Genomic DNA, 18,473 nt, shown 5'->3' with positions numbered 1-18,473 from the left:
TGTTAAAACCTCATCAAACTCTTCAGGCGCATATCACTGCGGGTTGGCACGAGTGCTGGAAAGCAACGATTTCAGGTTGGCAGCCTTGGGCTTGACCAGCCAGAAACGGCGCAAGTAGTCATCGAGGTTCTCGGCGAGTTCACGACCCCACTCGCTGTCGGTTTCCGCGACGTACTCGTTCAGCACGTTTTGCAGGTGGCTGCGATAGGCTTCCATCGCCTCGCCACTGATCCGCTGGATTTCCACCAGTTCGTGGTTGACCCGGTCAACGAAGGTGTTGTCCTGGTCGAGCACGTAGGCGAAACCGCCAGTCATGCCAGAGCCGAAGTTATAACCGGTCTTGCCCAGCACGCAGACAAAACCACCGGTCATGTACTCGCAGCAGTGATCACCGGTGCCTTCCACCACAGTGTGGGCCCCGGAGTTACGCACGGCAAAACGCTCGCCCGCGGTGCCGGCGGCGAACAGCTTGCCGCCCGTTGCGCCGTAGAGGCAGGTGTTGCCGATGATGGCACTGTCCTGGGACTTGTAGACGCTGCCCTTGGGCGCAACGATGACCAGCTTGCCGCCGGTCATGCCCTTGCCCACGTAGTCGTTGGCATCGCCTTCCAGGTACATGTTCAGGCCACCGGCGTTCCAGACGCCGAAGCTCTGGCCCGCGGTACCCTTGAAGCGGAAGGTGACCGGCGCCTTGGCCATGCCCTGGTTGCCGTGCTTGCGCGCGATTTCGCCGGAGATCCGTGCGCCGATGGAACGGTCGCAGTTGCAGATGTCCAGGTCGAACTCGGCACCGCTCAGGTCGTTGATCGCCGCAGCGGCCATGTCGACCATCTTCTCGGCCAGCTCACCCTTGTCGAACGGCGGATTGCGGTCGACCTGGCAGAACTGAGGCTTGTCTGCCGGGATGAGATCGCTGCCCAGCAACGGGGTCAGGTCCAGGTGATGCTGCTTGGCGGTCTGGCCTTCGATCACTTCCAGCAGATCGGTACGCCCGATCAGCTCTTCAAGCGAGCGTACGCCCAGCTTCGCCAGCCACTCACGGGTCTCTTCGGCCACGTAGGTGAAGAAGTTCACCACCATGTCGACGGTACCGATGTAGTGGTCCTTGCGCAGCTTGTCGTTCTGGGTCGCCACGCCGGTGGCGCAGTTGTTCAGGTGGCAGATACGCAGGTATTTGCAGCCCAGGGCGATCATCGGCGCGGTGCCGAAGCCGAAGCTCTCGGCGCCGAGGATGGCGGCCTTGATCACGTCCAGGCCAGTTTTCAGGCCGCCGTCGGTCTGCACCCGGACCTTGCCGCGCAAATCGTTGCCGCGCAGGGTCTGGTGAGTTTCAGCCAAGCCCAGTTCCCACGGCGCGCCAGCGTACTTGATCGAGGTCAGCGGCGATGCGCCGGTGCCGCCGTCGTAGCCGGAGATGGTGATCAGGTCGGCATAGGCCTTGGCCACGCCGGCCGCGATGGTGCCAACGCCCGCTTCCGCTACCAGTTTCACCGAGACCAGCGCCTTGGGGTTCACCTGCTTGAGGTCGAAGATCAGTTGCGACAAGTCTTCGATCGAGTAGATGTCGTGGTGCGGTGGCGGCGAGATCAGGGTCACGCCAGGGACCGCATAGCGCAGCTTGGCGATCAGCCCATTGACCTTGCCGCCGGGCAACTGGCCGCCTTCGCCGGGCTTGGCGCCCTGGGCAACCTTGATCTGCAGCACTTCAGCGTTGACCAGGTATTCCGGCGTCACACCGAAGCGGCCGGTGGCCACCTGCTTGATTTTCGAGCTCTTGATGGTGCCGTAGCGCGCCGGGTCTTCGCCGCCCTCGCCGGAGTTGGAACGCGCACCGAGGCGGTTCATGGCTTCGGCCAGGGCTTCGTGGGCTTCCGGGGACAAGGCGCCCAGGGAAATACCGGCCGAATCGAAGCGCTTGAGCACCGATTCCAGCGGCTCTATTTCACTGATGTCCAACGGCGTGTCGAGGGTCTTGACCTTGAGCAGGTCGCGAATCATCGACACCGGACGGTTGTCCACCAGCGAGGTGTATTCCTTGAACTTGCTGTAGTCGCCCTGTTGCACGGCCGCTTGCAAGGTGCTGACCACGTCCGGGTTGTAGGCGTGGTATTCGCCACCATGGACGAACTTCAACAGGCCGCCTTGCTGGATCGGCTTGCGCGGGCTCCAGGCTTCGGCGGCCAGGGCCTTCTGCTCGGCTTCGATGTCGACGAAACGCGCACCTTTGATGCGACTCGGCACGCCACGGAAGCTCAGCTCGCAGACTTCTTCGGACAGGCCGATGGCCTCGAACAGTTGCGCGCCACGGTACGAGGCGATGGTCGAGATGCCCATCTTCGACAGGATCTTGAGCAGGCCCTTGGTGATGCCCTTGCGGTAGTTCTTGAACACCTCATAGAGGTCGCCCAGCACTTCACCGGTACGGATCAGGTCGCCCAGCACTTCATAGGCCAGGAACGGATACACCGCCGAGGCACCGAAACCGATCAGCACCGCGAAGTGATGCGGATCGCGGGCGGTGGCGGTCTCTACCAGGATGTTGGAGTCGCAGCGCAGGCCTTTTTCGGTCAGGCGATGGTGCACCGCGCCGGTGGCCAATGAGGCGTGGATCGGCAGCTTGCCCGGCGCGATATGACGGTCGCTCAGCACGATCTGGGTACGACCGGCGCGCGCGGCTTCTTCAGCCTGATCGGCAACGTTGCGGATGGCCGCTTCCAGGCCGACGCTTTCGTCGTAGTTCAGGTCGATGACCTGGCGCGCGAAACCCGGGCGGTCGAGGTTGGTCAACGAGCGCCACTTGGCCGGGGAAATGACCGGCGAGCTGAGGATCACCCGCGAGGCGTGTTCCGGCGACTCCTGGAAAATGTTGCGCTCGGCACCGAGGCAGATTTCCAGGGACATCACGATCGCTTCGCGCAGCGGGTCGATCGGTGGGTTGGTCACCTGGGCGAACTGCTGGCGGAAATAGTCGTACGGCGTGCGCACGCGCTGCGACAGCACGGCCATCGGCGTGTCGTCACCCATGGAACCGACCGCTTCGTAGCCCTGCTCGCCCAGCGGACGCAGCACCTGGTCACGCTCTTCGAACGTCACCTGGTACATCTTCATGTACTGCTTGAGCTGGTCGACGTCGTAGAACGCCGAGCCGTGGTCGTTGTCTTCCATGGTCGCCTGGATGCGCAAGGCATTCTTGCGCAGCCATTGCTTGTACGGATGACGGGACTTGAGGCGGTTGTCGATGGCGTCGGTGTCGAGGATCTGGCCGGTCTCGGTGTCCACGGCAAAGATCTGGCCCGGACCTACGCGGCCCTTGGCGATGACGTCTTCGGGCTGGTAGTTCCAGACGCCGATTTCCGACGCCAGGGTGATGAACCCGTTGGTGGTGGTGACCCAGCGCGCCGGACGCAGGCCGTTACGGTCCAGCAGGCACACCGCGTAGCGGCCGTCAGTCATGACGATACCGGCCGGGCCGTCCCACGGTTCCATGTGCATGGAGTTGTATTCGTAGAAGGCGCGCAGGTCCGGGTCCATGGTCTCGACGTTCTGCCACGCCGGCGGCACCAGCATGCGCACGCCGCGGAACAGGTCGATACCACCGGTCACCATCAGTTCCAGCATGTTGTCCATGCTCGAGGAGTCGGAACCCACGCGGTTGACCAGCGGGCCGAGTTCTTCGAGGTCGGGCATCAGGTCGTTGGCGAACTTGGTGCGACGGGCCACGGCCCAGTTGCGGTTGCCAGTGATGGTGTTGATCTCGCCGTTGTGGGCGAGGAAGCGGAATGGCTGGGCCAGCGGCCATTTCGGCAGGGTGTTGGTGGAGAAGCGCTGGTGGAACACGCAGATTGCGGTTTTAAGGCGCTCGTCGCTCAGGTCCGGATAGAAGGCGGTGAGGTCCGCCGGCATCATCAGGCCTTTGTAGATGATGGTCTTGTGGGAAAAGCTGCAGATGTAGTGATCGGTGTCGGCGGCATTGGCCACGGACGAGCGACGACGGGAGCTGAACAGCTTGATCGACATGTCCTGGTCGCTCAGGCCGTCGCCGGCGATGAACACCTGTTCGATCTGCGGCAGGCGCTCAAGCGCCAGGCGGCCGAGGACACTGGTGTCGATCGGCACTTTGCGCCAGCCCACCAGTTGCAGGCCGGCGGCCAGGATCTCGCGATTCATGTTTTCGCGAGCCGCTTGGGCCTTTACCGGATCCTGGTTGAAGAACACCATGCCCACGGCGTACTGCTTGGGCAGGGTCACGCCAAACGTTTCCTGGGCAATGGCACGCAGGAACTCGTCAGGCTTTTGAATCAGCAAGCCACAACCGTCACCGGTCTTGCCGTCGGCGTTGATCCCACCGCGGTGGGTCATGCAGGTCAGGGCCTCAATGGCCGTTTGCAAAAGGGTATGGCTCGGCTCGCCCTGCATGTGGGCTATCAGGCCGAAACCACAGTTATCCTTGAATTCATCTGGTTGGTACAGACCTGCTTTCATAGACACTTTCTCACCAGGCTGCCTCTTATCGAGGCAAATTTCTTTTCAATTCAACCAGTTGCGTTCCGCGCCGAACGTACGCCAGCTTTGCGGGGGCAAAAGGGAGGTCATTGTACACACCGACACAGAGGCTCACAAATTTGACGACGAACTGTCGCAAATCCATGTCGCATTTGTGAAAGGTTTAAAGCTATACGCTGTGCTAGTCAAAACTTTTTTGGGTTCGACCGCTACGACTCAAACACTACTGTGACGCAGACACCACAAGGCGCGCGGCCTGAAAGGTCGCCCGCCCCTGCGGAATTTTTGAGGTTGCCGGGAGAGGCGGCCTGGGTAAGGCCGCCGAATCTTCAGCGAGTTGCTGCCAGTTCCTGTTGGACGCTGGCGACAGTGCGAGGCCAAGGTTTACCAGCCTGAACCTTCGCTGGCAAGGCCTTGATGGCGGAAACGGCGGCATCACGATTGGCAAAGCTGCCGTAGGTGACGACATACAACGGCTTGCCGTTGAGCAATTTCTTGAAATAGCGGTACTCGCCGCCCTGCTCCTTGACGAAGTTCTGTGCCGAGGCCTCGGAACTGGTGCCGAGGATCTGCACCACGTAGTTGCTCGGTGCCTGGCCGGCGTACCAGCTACCGCCCGAGGCCTTGGCAGGAGCAGGGGCAGGCTTGGCGGCTGGCGCTGGCGCCGGGGCAGGCTTGGCAGTGGCGACCTGGGTGGGCGCCGGGGTCGGCTTGGCGGCCGGGGCAGGCGTCGGGGCAGGACCTGCCGGCACGCCCTCAGGCGGTGCGGTGGTGGTCACGGTCGGCGGCGTGTCGCTGCTGTCGTCGATCGGTGGCGCTGCGCCGTCGTCGCCCTCGTTGATGCCACCGGCTGCTTCAGCCAGCGGGCTGCGCATGACCGGCTGCGACTGGCCGACCAGCGGCAACGGCATCGGCTGGGTGTTGCCGGCGAATTCCACTGCCGGCGCACTACCGCTGGGTTGCGAGGTCCCTTGACCGAGGGGCAGTTGCGCTTGTTCGTTGGCAGGGGCACCCGTGGTGGGTGCCTTGGTGCGACCCGGCATCAGCCAGGCGGCGGCAACCGCGACCACGACGACGGCGGAAATTGCCAATACGTGTTTCTTCGGCATGTTGAACCCCATACTTGGACGCTTCACCGCTGAGCGGCTGGCAATCATGACTTCGATCAGAGCATCGCGGGCGACCTGGTTGATGTTGCCAGGCCATCCGTCGGAGCTTTCGTGAATCTCAGAGATCTGATCGGCGGTGAAAAGTTCGATACCCCGGCCCGCCCCCTCAAGACGCTGGGCCAGGTATTCACGCGTCTCTTCCTCGGTATAGGGCGCCAGCTCGATGACGTGGAAGCGCTCTTGATCAAGGTTCAATTGGTCCAGGTCGGCGATCAGCGACGACTCGCCGAACAGGAACACATGAGGGCGACCCTCCGGCGCACCGGCCGCCAGGGCCAGCAGGGCCTCGAGGGCCGACTCGTCGAGTTGCTCGGCATCGTCCACCAACAGATAGACTTCCTGCCCGGTCAGCGCGAGCTGCACGATCTGATCGAGAATTGCACCGATCTCAGCCTGCGCGACGTTCAGCGCCTGGGCCACCTGACGCAATACACCGCCTGCATCGCCAGCGCCACGGGCCGACACCACCACGCTTTGCACGGACTGTTTGTTGGTGCTGGCCACCAGGGCCTGGCGCAGCAAGGTCTTGCCGCTGCCCTGGGGACCGGTGACCACCAGCAGCAACTGGCTGTAGCGCGCCAGGTGATGCAACTGGCCCAGCACCGGCTTGCGCTGGGCAGGGAAGAATTTGAAGCCCGGGACCCGTGGGGCAAAAGGGTCATGACTCAATTGGAAATGGCCGAGGAAAGCCTCGTCGGCATGCAAACTAGTCATCGGATCTTATTAACCTTTAAGCTGAGCCAGGGCGCGGTAGTCCGCTCCCAGCGTGGCCTGTAGAACTTCTTTCGGATAATCGTCGGTCACCACCGCTTCGCCCATGTGGCGCAGCAGCACCAGACGCAGACGACCGTCGATCACTTTTTTGTCGATTGCCATGTGTTCAAGAAAATCCGCCTCGCTCATTTCCTCGGGCGGAACCACCGGCAGCCCGGCGCGCTGGAACAGACGAATACCGCGATCACGCTCCTGTTCGCTGATCCAGCCCAGGCGCGAAGACATCTCCAGGGCCATGACCGTACCGGCCGCAACCGCTTCACCGTGCAGCCAGACACCATAGCCCATGTGGGTTTCGATGGCATGGCCAAAGGTGTGACCCAGGTTGAGGGTGGCGCGCACTCCCGACTCACGCTCATCGGCACCCACCACGGCAGCCTTGGCGGCGCAGGAACGTTCGATAGCGTAGGTCAGCGCCACTTGATCCAGCGCACGCAGACGGTCGACATTCTCTTCGAGCCAGCCCAGGAACGGTTCGTCGCAGATCAGCCCGTACTTGATGACTTCCGCCAGCCCCGCAGACAGTTCGCGGGCCGGCAAGGTATTGAGGGTGGCGGTGTCGATCAGCACCACGTTGGGCTGATAGAAAGCACCGACCATGTTCTTGCCCAGCGGATGGTTGATCCCGGTCTTGCCGCCCACCGATGAGTCGACCTGGGACAGCAGCGTGGTAGGAATCTGGATGAAATCGACGCCGCGCTGATAGCAGGCGGCTGCAAAACCGGCCATGTCGCCGATCACACCGCCACCCAGGGCAACCACCGTGGTGCGGCGATCATGGCGCGCGGTCAGCAGGCCGTCGAAGATAAGTTGCAGGGTTTCCCAGTTCTTGAAGGCTTCGCCGTCGGGCAACACCACGGAAATGACCGAGAAGGCCGACAGGCTGCGGGTCAGACGTTCCAGATACAGGGGCGCGACGGTCTCATTGGAAATGATCGCCACCTGCCGTCCGGCGATATGCGGCGCCAGCAGTTCGGGCTGGTCCAGCAAGCCTTCGCCAATATGAATCGGGTAGCTGCGCTCGCCCAGGTCGACCTTAAGTGTCTGCATGTGTCCCCACAGTGAAGATGGAATCAGGCGTCCTGCCTGCAATTAACGAAAGTCCACGGTGCTTGTTCTGGGGCCAGTTAATGGCCATCCGCCACGCCCCAGGCGGGCCATGACGGGACGTCGAGGATAGCGCATTTCGCCATGCGCATTAACGGGGAGGCAGTTGCTGAAGGCGATCGAGAATGTCCAGCACCACCATCCGCGGCGGCCGCTCATCGGTTTCCACCACCAGGTCGGCGATTTCCCGATACAGCGGGTCACGCAGCTCCAGGAGGTCGCGCAGGGTCTTGGCCGGGTCGGCGGTGCGCAACAGCGGCCGGTTGCGATCCCGGGCGGTGCGACCGACCTGCTGCTCGACAGAAGCATGCAGATAGACCACTCGTCCGCCGGCATGCAGCGCCCGACGATTGGCTTCGCGCATCACCGCGCCGCCACCGGTGGCGAGCACCACGCCATCGAACGCGCACAGCTCGGCGATCATCGCCTGCTCACGGTCACGAAAGCCCGGTTCGCCTTCCTTGTCGAAAATCCATGGGATATTGGCGCCCGTGCGCAATTCAATTTCCTTGTCGGAATCTTTGAATGGCAGGCGCAGCTCTTTGGCCAGCAAACGGCCGATGGTGCTTTTTCCAGCGCCCATCGGCCCAACAAGAATCAAATTTCGCACAGAATCAACGACTCACAGCAATCGCCTGGTTATTCATGATACGCGGAGTGAGGAACACCAGCAGCTCGGATTTGCTATCCGAAACCACATCACGCCGGAAAAGGCGGCCAAGATACGGCACATCGCCAAGAAATGGCACCTTATCTACAACCTTGCTCTGAGTATTTGAGAAAACCCCGCCAATCACAATGGTCTCGCCATCATTGACCAGGACCTTGGCATTGACCTCGTTTTTCTTGATCGGCGGCACATCATTCACCTTGTTCAGGTAGTCCGGCTCATCCTTGGTGACCTTGACCTCCATGATGATCCGGTTGTCTGGGGTGATCTGCGGGGTCACCTCCAGCGATAGCGAAGCCTCCTTGAACGATACCGACGTAGCGCCGCTGGAGCTGGCTTCCTGATAAGGAATTTCCGTGCCCTTGAGGATCTTTGCGGTCTCCTTGTCGGATGTCACCACCTTGGGCTGGGAGACAATCTCCCCATTACCGGTTTTCTCCATGGCCGTCAGCTCAAGGTCCAGCAATACGTTGTCGGTGATGAAGGCGATGCCGATGCCCGAGGTGTTGCCCGAGGCGCCCAGGTCGACGAACGGCTGGTTGGTGCTGGTGCTGCCCGGCGTGCCGATAGTGGTGGAGTCGCCCGTGGTGACCCCCGAGGAGCTCCAGTTGCCCTTGTTTTGAACCGAACCGCCCCAGCGTACGCCCAGGCTTTTGTCGTAGTCGACGTTGGCCTCGACAATCCGCGCCTCGATCATCACCTGGCGCACTGGAATATCCAGCTGCGCCACGATCCGGCGCAGTTCGTCGAGGCGGTCCTGGGTCTGGTAGGCAATGATGTTGTTGGTGCGCTCATCGACCGTGATCGTGCCGCGCTCATCGGCTTTCGCCTCGGCACTGGTCACCGATTGGAACAACTTGGCGATGTCCGCCGCCTTCGCATAGTTGACCTGCAACAGTTCACGCCGCAGCGGTGCCAGGTCGGCGATCTGCTTCTGCGACTCCAGTTCCTGACGCTCACGGGCGGCAATTTCATCGGCCGGCGCCACCAACAGCACGTTGCCGACCTTGCGCTTGTCCAACCCCTTGGTCTTGAGCACCAGGTCGAGCGCCTGGTCCCAGGGCACATTCTGCAACCGCAGGGTGATGCCTCCTTGCACTGTGTCGCTGGCCACGAGGTTGAGGTTGGTAAAATCGGCAATCAGTTGCAGGACCGACCGCACCTCGATGTCCTGGAAGTTGAGCGAGAGCTTCTCGCCAGTGTAGGCCGCGCGGTCGGCGTTGCGTTTTTGCAGGTCGTCGACGGTCATGGGCCGGACGCTGACGGTGAGCTTATTGTCGGTCTGGTAGGTCGAGTAGTCGAAGGTGCCGCTGGGTTCGATGCTGATGGTCGCCCGCTCACTGCCGGCACTGGCATTGACGAATTGCACCGGGGTGGCGAAGTCCTTGACGTCCAGGCGCACCCGCAGTGGCTCGGGCAATTGGGTCCTGGCGAAATTGAGGATGATCTTGCCTTCGCGCTCCTGGATGTCCGGGGTGATGGACGGGTCAGACAGATCGATCACCACGTTACCTTCGCCCTGGGTCCCGCGCTGGAAGTCCACTCCACGGATCGCCTTGCCCACCGGCGCACTGGCCCTCGCAGGCGCAGCGCTGGCAACCGCCGGGCGCGAGGCTTGGGCCGCGCTCTTCGGTGCAGTGCCCGTCGAGGTGGCGCCCTTGCCAACCACCACGAACAGGTTGTTACCTTCGACCCGGGTGTCATACGGCGCCAGCTGGGTAAGACCGATGATCAACCGGGTGCGATCCCCAGCCTCGACCACGGTAGCGCTACGTGCATTGCCCCCGCCCAGGTCGTGGCGCTTGCTGGCCAGTTGATTGGTCACGCCCGGCAGATCCAGTGCAATCCGCGCCGGTTGTTCGGTGGTGTAGCCCCGGGGCGTCGGCGGCGGCCCATCGAAGGTCAGCTTCAACTCGACACGGTCCCCCGGCAACGCCGCCACATCCAGCGTCTTCAGGCTGGCCCCATGAACCATCGGCGACAACAGCGCTATCCATAGCGAAATACCGAGGGCTGGAAAAATCCTGTTCATTGTTCGAGTTCCACTAATGAGTGCTCTTTCAAAGGAATGGTCTTTGGTCGCTCCAGCCAGGCACCCTCGCCATCGGGAACGAGCTCGATCACATCGACCTGGGTGGCACTGATGTTGACGATCCGCCCGTCGTTGCGCCCCAGATAGTCACCGACCTTGAGCCGATGCACCCCGCCCGCGCCTCGCAGAAGCGCGAAGGAACCACCGGCGTTGGAGATCGTACCGACCATTTCAAACTGCTCGATGTTGAAGCCTTCCAGGTACTGCTTGACCCGGTTCGGGTCGGGCCGGACGTTGCGTGAACCCCGCTGCCGGTCGGCCTGGTCCACGCGGATCTGCCGGGAAAACGGGCTGCGCAGGTTGGCGGCACTGTAGGTAAAGGTCTCGTGGGGCCTGAACGTCGGCGTCGGCTCGATCTTGCCGGGTGGCCGCAGGCGCACTTCGTTCATGTAGGCGTCCAGGTCGCTGAAACCGTCGTCGTTGTTGCACCCCGCCAGCGCGACCAGGCCTGCCAGCAGACAGATGCGACACACCGACCTCATGGTTGCGCCTCCTGCTCGTTGTATCGGTAGGTCTTGGCCTGGATGCTCATGCGCAGCTTCGCGCCTGCCTCGGGTTCCGTCGGTGCAATCTCGAAATCGTGCAGCGTGACAATCCGGGGCAGCCCGGCCACCCCACTGACGAATGTCGCCAGGTCGTGATAGCCGCCGGTCACGGTGATCTGGATCGGCAACTCGATGTAGAACGGTTGGGTGACCTCCGGCAGCAGCTTGATTTCCTCGAACTCCAGGCCGCTGCCCAGGCCAGTGCGGGTAATGTCCTCCAGCAGGCCCGGCACTTCGGTATCGCTGGGCAATTGCCGCAACAGCACACCAAAGGATGTTTCCATCTGCTTCATCTGCTCGGTGTAGCGCTCCAGGTTCGCGGCCATGTGGGCCTTGCCCGCGAATTGCGCCTTGAGGGTGTTTTCTTCTTCGCGCACCTGCTGCAACTGGTTCTCCAGGTCACTCAAGGCAAAGTTATAGCCCAGCCCCAGCACCAGGACCACCAGCAGGATACCGGCCAGCCATTTGATGGGTGCCGGCCAGGAACCGATGTTGTTGGTGTCCAGGTCACTGAGGTCGATCTTGCGCAGCGCGTCGAACCACTCCCCAGGTTTCATTGGGCGTCCTCCGCATCGGCAGGGCGGGTCTGGCGAACCGTCAGTTGGAAAACGTTGGCCTGGTCGAGCTGCCCGGCGGTGGTGGCCTTGACCTCCGTCAGGCTGGGCGTGTCGAACAGGTCCGACGAGTCCAGGTTGCGCATCAGGTCCGAGACCCGGTTGTTCGATTGCGCGGCCCCCTTGATCGAGAGCGTCCGGTCTTCCATCTTCACTTCAGTGAAATACACCCCATCCGGCAAGGTCCGCACCAACTGGTCGAAGATGCGCCCGCTCACCGGCCGGTTCCCTTGCAGATCCTGGATGATGCGCATGCGCTCCAGCAACTGCTGGCGACGAGCCTTCAATTCGCTGATCTGCTTGATGCGCTCGTCCAGTACGGCGATCTGCTCGGAGAGATGGCTATTGCGAGCGACCTGGTGGTCGATGGCGTTGTCGATGTACCGGATCGCAACCAGGACCACGCCGACCGCACCGACCAGCGCCCCCACCAGGGCCAGCAAAAAGCGTTTGCGCCGCTCTTCGCGCAACTCTTCGCGCCACGGAAGCAGATTGATCCGTGCCATCAGTCGAAACTCCTGAGGGCCAGCCCACAGGCAATCATCAGTGCGGGCGCATCACCAGCCAGGGCGCCGGCATTGACCTTGCTGCTCAGGGCCATGTTGGTAAACGGGTTGGCCACCTGGGTCGGCGTGCCCAAGCGCTGCTCGATCAGCCGATCCAGGCCGGCGACCGAAGCCGTGCCCCCGGCCAGCAGAATGTGGTCCACCGCACTGTACTGGCCCGAGGCGAAGAAGAACTGCAGGGACCGCGAGACCTGCTGTACCAGGGCCTCACGAAAAGGTTGCAGCACTTCGCTGAGATAATCGTCCGGCAGGCCACCCTGCTTCTTTGCCAGGCCGGCCTGCTCGGGAGTCAGGCCATAGCGGCGCTGGATTTCCTCGGTCAGCTGGCGGCCACCGAACAATTGTTCGCGGGTATAGATGATGCGTCCGTTGTGCAGCACGCTGAGGGTGGTCATGGTGGCGCCGATGTCGACAACCGCCACGGTCAGCCGCTCCTGGGACGCGGCCAGTTGCGTGGCGAGCATGCCAAAAGCCCGCTCCAACGCATAAGCCTCCACATCGACCACCCGCGCCGTCAGCCCGGCGAGCGCCAACGCGGCCTCGCGGACCTCGACGTTTTCCTTGCGGCACGCCGCCAGCAGCACTTCGACGCGCTCGGTACTGCGCGGCGAAACACCCACCACTTCGAAATCGATGGCCACCTCATCCAGGGGATAAGGGATGTACTGATCGGCCTCGATCTTGAGCTGGTTTTCCATGTCATCGTCGGACAGACCGGCGTCCATCTCGATGGTCTTGGTGATCACCGCCGAACCCGCCACGGCCACCGCCACGCTACGCAAGGGCGTCTTGGCCTTGGCCAACAGCCGCGACAACGCCTGGCCCACCCCTTCGAGCTCGGCGATGTTCTTCTCGACCACGGCGTTGACTGGCAGCGGTTCGACCGCGTAGGACTCGACGCGGTATCGCTCGCCCTGGCGGCTCAACTCCAGCAGCTTCACCGACGTCGAACTGATGTCGATCCCCAGAAGCGCATGGGCTTTTTTATTGAAGAGTCGTAGCACTACCAATTCCCTATGACTATCCGTGAGTTACGGACTCTCTAATACGCATTGCGTTCAATCACTCCAGCCCGACGGACGTCCGGATGGCATTCCCGACGAAAAAAAATGCTTATAATGCCCAGCGTTTTTTTTCGCTTTGTTGCAAGCACGGGTCCATCCCTGCACCTGGCGCCTTTTCATTCTTTGCCTGGATATCCAAAAGCCTTGATTCGTCTGCTGAAATTTTTCGGATGGTCCATCGTCGCCGTTTTCTGCGGACTGCTTTTGGGCCTGAGCGGTGCCTTTCTTTACCTTAGTCCGGGATTGCCGTCCGTGGAGGCGCTGAGAAGCATTCAGTTGCAGATTCCCCTGAGGGTGTACAGCAGCGACGACAAGTTGATCGCCGAATTTGGCGAAATGCGCCGCACACCGATCCGTTTCGCCGACATTCCCCCCAATTTCATCAATGCGTTACTAAGTGCTGAAGACGATAACTTCGCCAACCACTATGGCGTCGATCCAGGCAGCCTGATGCGCGCCGCCAGCCAGTTGATCAAGAGCGGACACATCCAGTCCGGCGGCAGCACCATCACCATGCAGGTGGCCAAGAACTTCTTCCTGACCAGCGAACGCAGCTTCTCGCGCAAGACCACCGAGATTCTCCTGGCCCTGCAAATCGAGCGGCAGCTGACCAAGGATGAAATCCTCGAGCTGTACGTGAACAAGATTTACCTGGGTAACCGCGCCTACGGCATCGAGGCGGCGGCGCAGGTGTATTACGGCAAGTCGATCCGCGATGTGAGCCTGGCACAGATGGCGATGATTGCCGGCCTGCCCAAGGCACCCTCGCGCTTCAACCCGTTGGCCAACCCGGCGCGCAGCAAGGAGCGTCGCGACTGGATCCTGGGGCGCATGTACAAGCTCGGCAAGATCAGCGAGGCCGACTACACCGCCGCGATCAATGAGCCACTGAACGCCAGCTATCACGTACCTACCCCGGAAGTGAATGCCCCGTATATCGCCGAGATGGCCCGTGCCGAGATGGTCGGGCGCTATGGCAGCGAGGCTTACACCGAAGGTTTCCGCGTGATCACCACGGTGCCGAGCAACTTGCAGGAAATGGCCACCACCGCGTTGCACGAGGGCCTGATGACCTACGATCAGCGCCACGGCTACCGCGGCCCCGAATCGCGCCTGCCGGGCAAGACCAGGGAAGCCTGGGCCCTGGAGTTGTCCAAGCAGCGCACCATCAGCAGCCTGGAGCCGGCGATTGTCACGTCGGTGGACAAGGACGGCATCAAGGTGCTGACCCGTAACGGCGAACAGGAGGAACACGTGGCCTGGGACACCATGAAATGGGCCCGTCCGTTCCTCAATACCAACAGCATGGGTGCCAACCCACGACAACCGTCGGACGTCGCCCAGGTCGGCGACCTGATCCGCGTCCAGCGCCAGGCGAACAACACGCTCAAATTCAGCCAGATCCCGGCCGCCCAAGGCGCACTGGTGTCCCTCGACCCGCAGAACGGTGCCATCCGTTCGTTGGTGGGTGGCTTCGCCTTCGAGCAAAGCAACTACAACCGGGCATTGCAGGCCAAGCGCCAGCCAGGCTCGAGCTTCAAGCCGTTCGTCTACAGCGCTGCCCTGGATAACGGCTACACCCCCGCCAGCCTGGTGAACGACGCGCCGATCGTGTTCGTCGATGAGTACCTGGACAAAGTCTGGCGACCAAAGAACGACACCAATACGTTCCTCGGCCCGATTCGCTTGCGTGAGGCGCTGTACAAATCCCGCAACCTGGTCTCGATCCGCCTGTTGCAGGCACTGGGCGTAGACCGCACCATCGACTACATCACCAAGTTCGGCTTCAACAAGCAGGACCTGCCGCGCAACCTGTCCCTGGCCCTGGGCACCGCAACCTTGACGCCGATGGAAATCGCCACGGGCTGGAGTACGTTTGCCAACGGCGGGTACAAGATCACCCCCTACCTCATAGACAAGATTGAAAGCCGCAACGGCGAGACGCTGTTCGTCGCCAACCCGCCACGCGTTCCCACGGGTGAGCAGGCCAGCGATGGCGTCGCCGCACCGGCCACCGAGTCGTTCACGGTCAATGCGACAGCGGGTGAAGCCACTACGGCCCCGGGCCTGCCGCAGGCACCCGCCATCGCCGAGCGCATTGTCGATGGCCGCACCACCTACATCCTCAACAGCATGCTGCAAGACGTGATCAAGCTCGGCACCGGCCGCCGCGCCCTGGCCCTGGGTCGCACCGACCTGGCGGGCAAGACCGGCACCACCAACGAATCCAAGGACGCTTGGTTCTCCGGCTACAACGCCGATTACGTGACCACTGTCTGGACCGGTTTCGACCAGCCTGAAAGCCTGGGTCGCCACGAGTTCGGCGGCACCGTGGCGCTGCCGATCTGGATGAGCTACATGGGCGCCGCCCTCAAGGACAAACCACCTCACACCCAGCCGGAACCGGAAGGCATCCTCAGCCTGCGGGTCGACCCGGTCAGTGGCCGCGCTGCGACACCAAGTACTCCGGGTGCGTACTTCGAACTGTTCAAGAGCGAAGACACGCCACCGTCGGTCAACGAACTGGGCAACGGCGTCGCACCGGGCAGCCCGCTGCCGGCGGACGAAGCAGCGCCGATCGACCTGTTCTGACCGGACACCATCCAAAAGCCCCGCCTTCGGAAGAAGTGCGGGGCTTTTTTCAACCCCTCAAAATACCCCCCCTGTGAGCCGAGCTTGCTCGCGATGGCGGCGGGTCAGCTTGCATCCATGTTGAATGCCAGACCGCAATCGCGAGCAAGCTCGGCTCCCACAGGGATTTGCGGTGGTCACACAAGATCGGCATGCACAAAAAAGCCCCGGCTCACAGGAGCCGGGGCTTTTTGTTGAAGCGCTACAACGGCTTAGCCGTTGAACACATCATCCACGCTCTTGAGCGGGTAGTTCTTCGGATACGGCAGGGTGGCCACACCAGTCTCGATCGCGGCCTTGGCCACGGCGTCGGAGATCAGGGTGATCAGACGGGCGTCCATTGGTTTCGGAATGATGTACTCACGACCGAATTCCAGCTTGATGCCGCCGTAGGCGTCGCACACTTCCTGAGGCACCGGCAGCTTGGCCAGTTCGCGCAGGGCGTTGGCGGCCGCGACTTTCATTTCTTCGTTGATGCGCTTGGCGCGAACATCCAGGGCACCGCGGAAGATGAACGGGAAGCCCAGTACGTTGTTGACCTGGTTCGGGTAGTCCGAACGGCCGGTGGCCATGATCACGTCGTTACGAGTCGCGTGAGCCAGTTCCGGGGCGATTTCCGGGTCCGGGTTCGAGCACGCGAACACGATTGGGTTCGGCGCCATGCGCAGCAGGTTTTCCGCGCTCAGCAGGTTCGGACCCGACAGGCCCACGAACACGTCGGCACCGTCCAGCGCGTCCGCCAGGGAGCGCTTCTCGGTTGCGTGGGCAAACACAGCCTTGTACTGGTTCAGGTCGTCACGGCCGGAGTGGATCACGCCGGTACGGTCAACCATGAAGATGTTTTCGATCTTGGCGCCCATGCTCACCAGCAACTTCATGCAGGAGATGGCCGCAGCGCCGGCGCCCAGGCAGACGATCTTGGCTTCCGGCAGGGTCTTGCCGGCGATTTCCAGGGCGTTGATCATGCCGGCCGCGGTCACGATCGCGGTGCCGTGCTGGTCATCGTGGAATACCGGAATGTCGCACTGCTCGATCAGGGCGCGCTCGATCTCGAAGCACTCAGGTGCCTTGATGTCTTCCAGGTTGATGCCGCCGAAGGTGATGGAGATGCGCTTGACGGTGTCGATGAAGGCTTGCGGGCTCTCGGAATCGACTTCGATGTCGAATACGTCGATACCGGCGAAGCGCTTGAACAGCACGCCCTTGCCTTCCATGACTGGCTTGGAAGCCAATGGGCCGAGGTTACCCAGGCCGAGAATCGCGGTGCCATCGGAAATGACTGCAACCAGGTTGCCTTTACCGGTGTATTTGTAGGCCAGTTCAGGGTCGCGAGCGATTTCGCGGACTGGTTCGGCTACGCCGGGGCTGTAGGCCAGCGACAAGTCGCGAGCAGTAGCGGTGGCCTTGGTGAGCTCGACACTCAGCTTCCCTGGACGAGGATTAGCGTGATATTCGAGAGCGGCAGTTTTCAGATCAGACATGTGGGCATTCCGCTTTTTACTGTGTTGGACAGACGGACCGCCGAGGATACGCGCCTCGCAAAGTCCCCACAAGACTGACCAGTCACTGCTGTCAAGCGCCCTGCCCTACGACTTTGGGCCAAGAGCCGCGAAACACAAGGGCTACATGCATACAATCCAGCAAGTAAATGTCTACAATTTTCTATCGAGGCGTTGCGCCCAACATGGCCGGATCCGTCAACGGCAGCAGCCAGCGCGCCTGGCCTTGCTTAAGCCCACCACGCCGTGAACGATCAACCAGCCAGCCACGGGCTTCAATCTGCCGACCTTTGAACCCCTCAAGCGAAGCCTTATCGAAACGACTCACGAGATTGGGCGCAACATGCAATACAACCGAATCCGGCAATTGGAGCCATATACCGCCCCGATTACGCCTGACTTCACTCACGCGCCCGCTGAGCACGGCGAAACCCGATGCCTTGATTTGCCATGTGTTGAGCACAGGCGAGCGTTTCCACAGCCCTAGCCCCGCTGCACGCGCCTGACGTTCGGCAGCACGTTGGCAGGCCACCAGGTCGACATTCGGTGCCACCGCCACATGAAAACCCAAACCCTCGGCGAGCAATTGCGCTTCGAGATTCGCGCCCTGGCTACTGTAGACATGGGCCAGGGTTCGACCGTAGCGGTCCTTGCCTTCCTTGCCAGGCAGCAATCCCACGCGCCCCTCGCTGTCAGCCACCAGCGCCTGGAGCCGACGGCGAGCCGCAACAGCGAAGGGTTCATCGGAACGCCCTTGCCGCCCCAGCTCAGGGCTATTGAGGCCGATCATGCGCACGCTGCGGCCATCCGTCAGGCGTAACGTATCGCCATCCACCACCCGCTGTACCGTCACCGGGACAAGACCCGCCGGCGCCGGGCAAAAGGCCTGGGCATCCGCCAGCCAAATCGCAGACACAAAAAAGGCGCCCACAAGGGACGCCTTTTTCATCAGTCTGGAGCGGTCGAGACGACCATCCAAAATGATCAGCCTCAGGCTTTTGGAGTAACTTTGCCGAAAGCACCGAAACGATCGGCGAACTTCTGAACACGGCCGCCGGTATCCAGAGTCTTTTGCTTGCCGGTGTAGAACGGGTGGCATTCGTTGCAAACGTCGATCGCCATGGCTTTGCCGTAGGTCGAACGCGTTTCGAACTTGTTGCCGCAGCTGCAGGTTACGGCAATTACTGGGTATTCCGGATGGATATCGGTTTTCATGCTGTTTTCCTCAGGCTAGCGTGC

The 18,473-nt window shown here is 61.8% G+C and carries 13 protein-coding genes; 1 reads left to right on the top strand and 12 read right to left on the bottom strand.

Annotation, left to right across the window (positions count from 1 at the left end):
- Window positions 1-33: 33 nt before the first annotated feature.
- The 9 genes from gltB to AC09SL_RS12950 all read right to left on the bottom strand — a co-directional run bounded on the left by gltB (window position 34) and on the right by AC09SL_RS12950 (window position 13,044).
- A complete protein-coding gene (gene gltB, locus AC09SL_RS12990; RefSeq protein WP_058542659.1) occupies window positions 34-4,482 on the bottom strand; it encodes a glutamate synthase large subunit in 4,449 nt (1,482 codons plus the stop codon).
- A 350-nt stretch (window positions 4,483-4,832) separates the two neighbouring features.
- Window positions 4,833-6,386 carry an AAA family ATPase gene (locus tag AC09SL_RS12985; RefSeq protein ID WP_058542658.1) on the bottom strand — a complete coding sequence of 518 codons (1,554 nt, stop codon included), beginning with the start codon at window positions 6,384-6,386 and terminating at the stop codon, window positions 4,833-4,835.
- A 9-nt stretch (window positions 6,387-6,395) separates the two neighbouring features.
- Window positions 6,396-7,496: a 3-dehydroquinate synthase gene (gene aroB, locus AC09SL_RS12980; RefSeq protein WP_058542657.1), complete on the bottom strand. Its 1,101-nt coding sequence runs from the start codon at window positions 7,494-7,496 to the stop codon at window positions 6,396-6,398.
- A gap of 148 nt (window positions 7,497-7,644) precedes the next feature.
- Window positions 7,645-8,163 (bottom strand): shikimate kinase AroK, encoded by a 519-nt coding sequence (gene aroK, locus AC09SL_RS12975; protein ID WP_003196983.1) that lies wholly within the window; start codon window positions 8,161-8,163, stop codon window positions 7,645-7,647.
- Window positions 8,164-8,167: 4 nt separating this feature from the next.
- Window positions 8,168-10,255 (bottom strand): type IV pilus secretin PilQ, encoded by a 2,088-nt coding sequence (locus AC09SL_RS12970; RefSeq protein ID WP_058542656.1) that lies wholly within the window; start codon window positions 10,253-10,255, stop codon window positions 8,168-8,170.
- A complete protein-coding gene (locus tag AC09SL_RS12965) occupies window positions 10,252-10,797 on the bottom strand; it encodes a pilus assembly protein PilP (RefSeq protein ID WP_058542655.1) in 546 nt (181 codons plus the stop codon). Before AC09SL_RS12965 ends, AC09SL_RS12970 begins: the two co-directional genes overlap by 4 nt.
- Complete coding sequence (pilO, locus tag AC09SL_RS12960; protein ID WP_058542654.1) at window positions 10,794-11,417, bottom strand: type 4a pilus biogenesis protein PilO; 624 nt, start codon at window positions 11,415-11,417, stop codon at window positions 10,794-10,796. The genes AC09SL_RS12965 and pilO overlap by 4 nt, the downstream gene beginning before the upstream one ends.
- A complete protein-coding gene (locus AC09SL_RS12955; protein WP_058542653.1) occupies window positions 11,414-11,980 on the bottom strand; it encodes a PilN domain-containing protein in 567 nt (188 codons plus the stop codon). The genes pilO and AC09SL_RS12955 overlap by 4 nt, the downstream gene beginning before the upstream one ends.
- Window positions 11,980-13,044 carry a pilus assembly protein PilM gene (locus AC09SL_RS12950; RefSeq protein WP_058542652.1) on the bottom strand — a complete coding sequence of 355 codons (1,065 nt, stop codon included), beginning with the start codon at window positions 13,042-13,044 and terminating at the stop codon, window positions 11,980-11,982. Before AC09SL_RS12950 ends, AC09SL_RS12955 begins: the two co-directional genes overlap by 1 nt.
- Before the next feature lie 207 nt (window positions 13,045-13,251).
- On the opposite strand from AC09SL_RS12950, the gene AC09SL_RS12945 reads away from it, so the two are divergent.
- Window positions 13,252-15,696: a penicillin-binding protein 1A gene (locus AC09SL_RS12945; RefSeq protein WP_196764470.1), complete on the top strand. Its 2,445-nt coding sequence runs from the start codon at window positions 13,252-13,254 to the stop codon at window positions 15,694-15,696.
- Window positions 15,697-15,947: 251 nt separating this feature from the next.
- On the opposite strand, the gene AC09SL_RS12940 is transcribed toward AC09SL_RS12945, so the two are convergent.
- The 3 genes from AC09SL_RS12940 to rpmE all read right to left on the bottom strand — a co-directional run bounded on the left by AC09SL_RS12940 (window position 15,948) and on the right by rpmE (window position 18,449).
- Window positions 15,948-17,216, bottom strand: a complete 1,269-nt coding sequence (locus tag AC09SL_RS12940; RefSeq protein ID WP_058542650.1) for a malic enzyme-like NAD(P)-binding protein — start codon at window positions 17,214-17,216, stop codon at window positions 15,948-15,950.
- Between the two features lie 181 nt (window positions 17,217-17,397).
- Entirely contained in the window at window positions 17,398-18,183 is a 786-nt protein-coding gene (locus AC09SL_RS12935; RefSeq protein ID WP_058542649.1) for a thermonuclease family protein, read from the bottom strand.
- A 41-nt stretch (window positions 18,184-18,224) separates the two neighbouring features.
- Complete coding sequence (gene rpmE / locus AC09SL_RS12930) at window positions 18,225-18,449, bottom strand: 50S ribosomal protein L31 (protein WP_058542648.1); 225 nt, start codon at window positions 18,447-18,449, stop codon at window positions 18,225-18,227.
- Window positions 18,450-18,473 lie beyond the last annotated feature (24 nt).

The sequence above is a fragment of the Pseudomonas sp. PF05 genome (assembly GCF_056521845.1).
The sequence above is the reverse complement of the archived record's forward strand: the minus strand, read 5'-3'. Positions and strand labels throughout refer to the sequence as shown.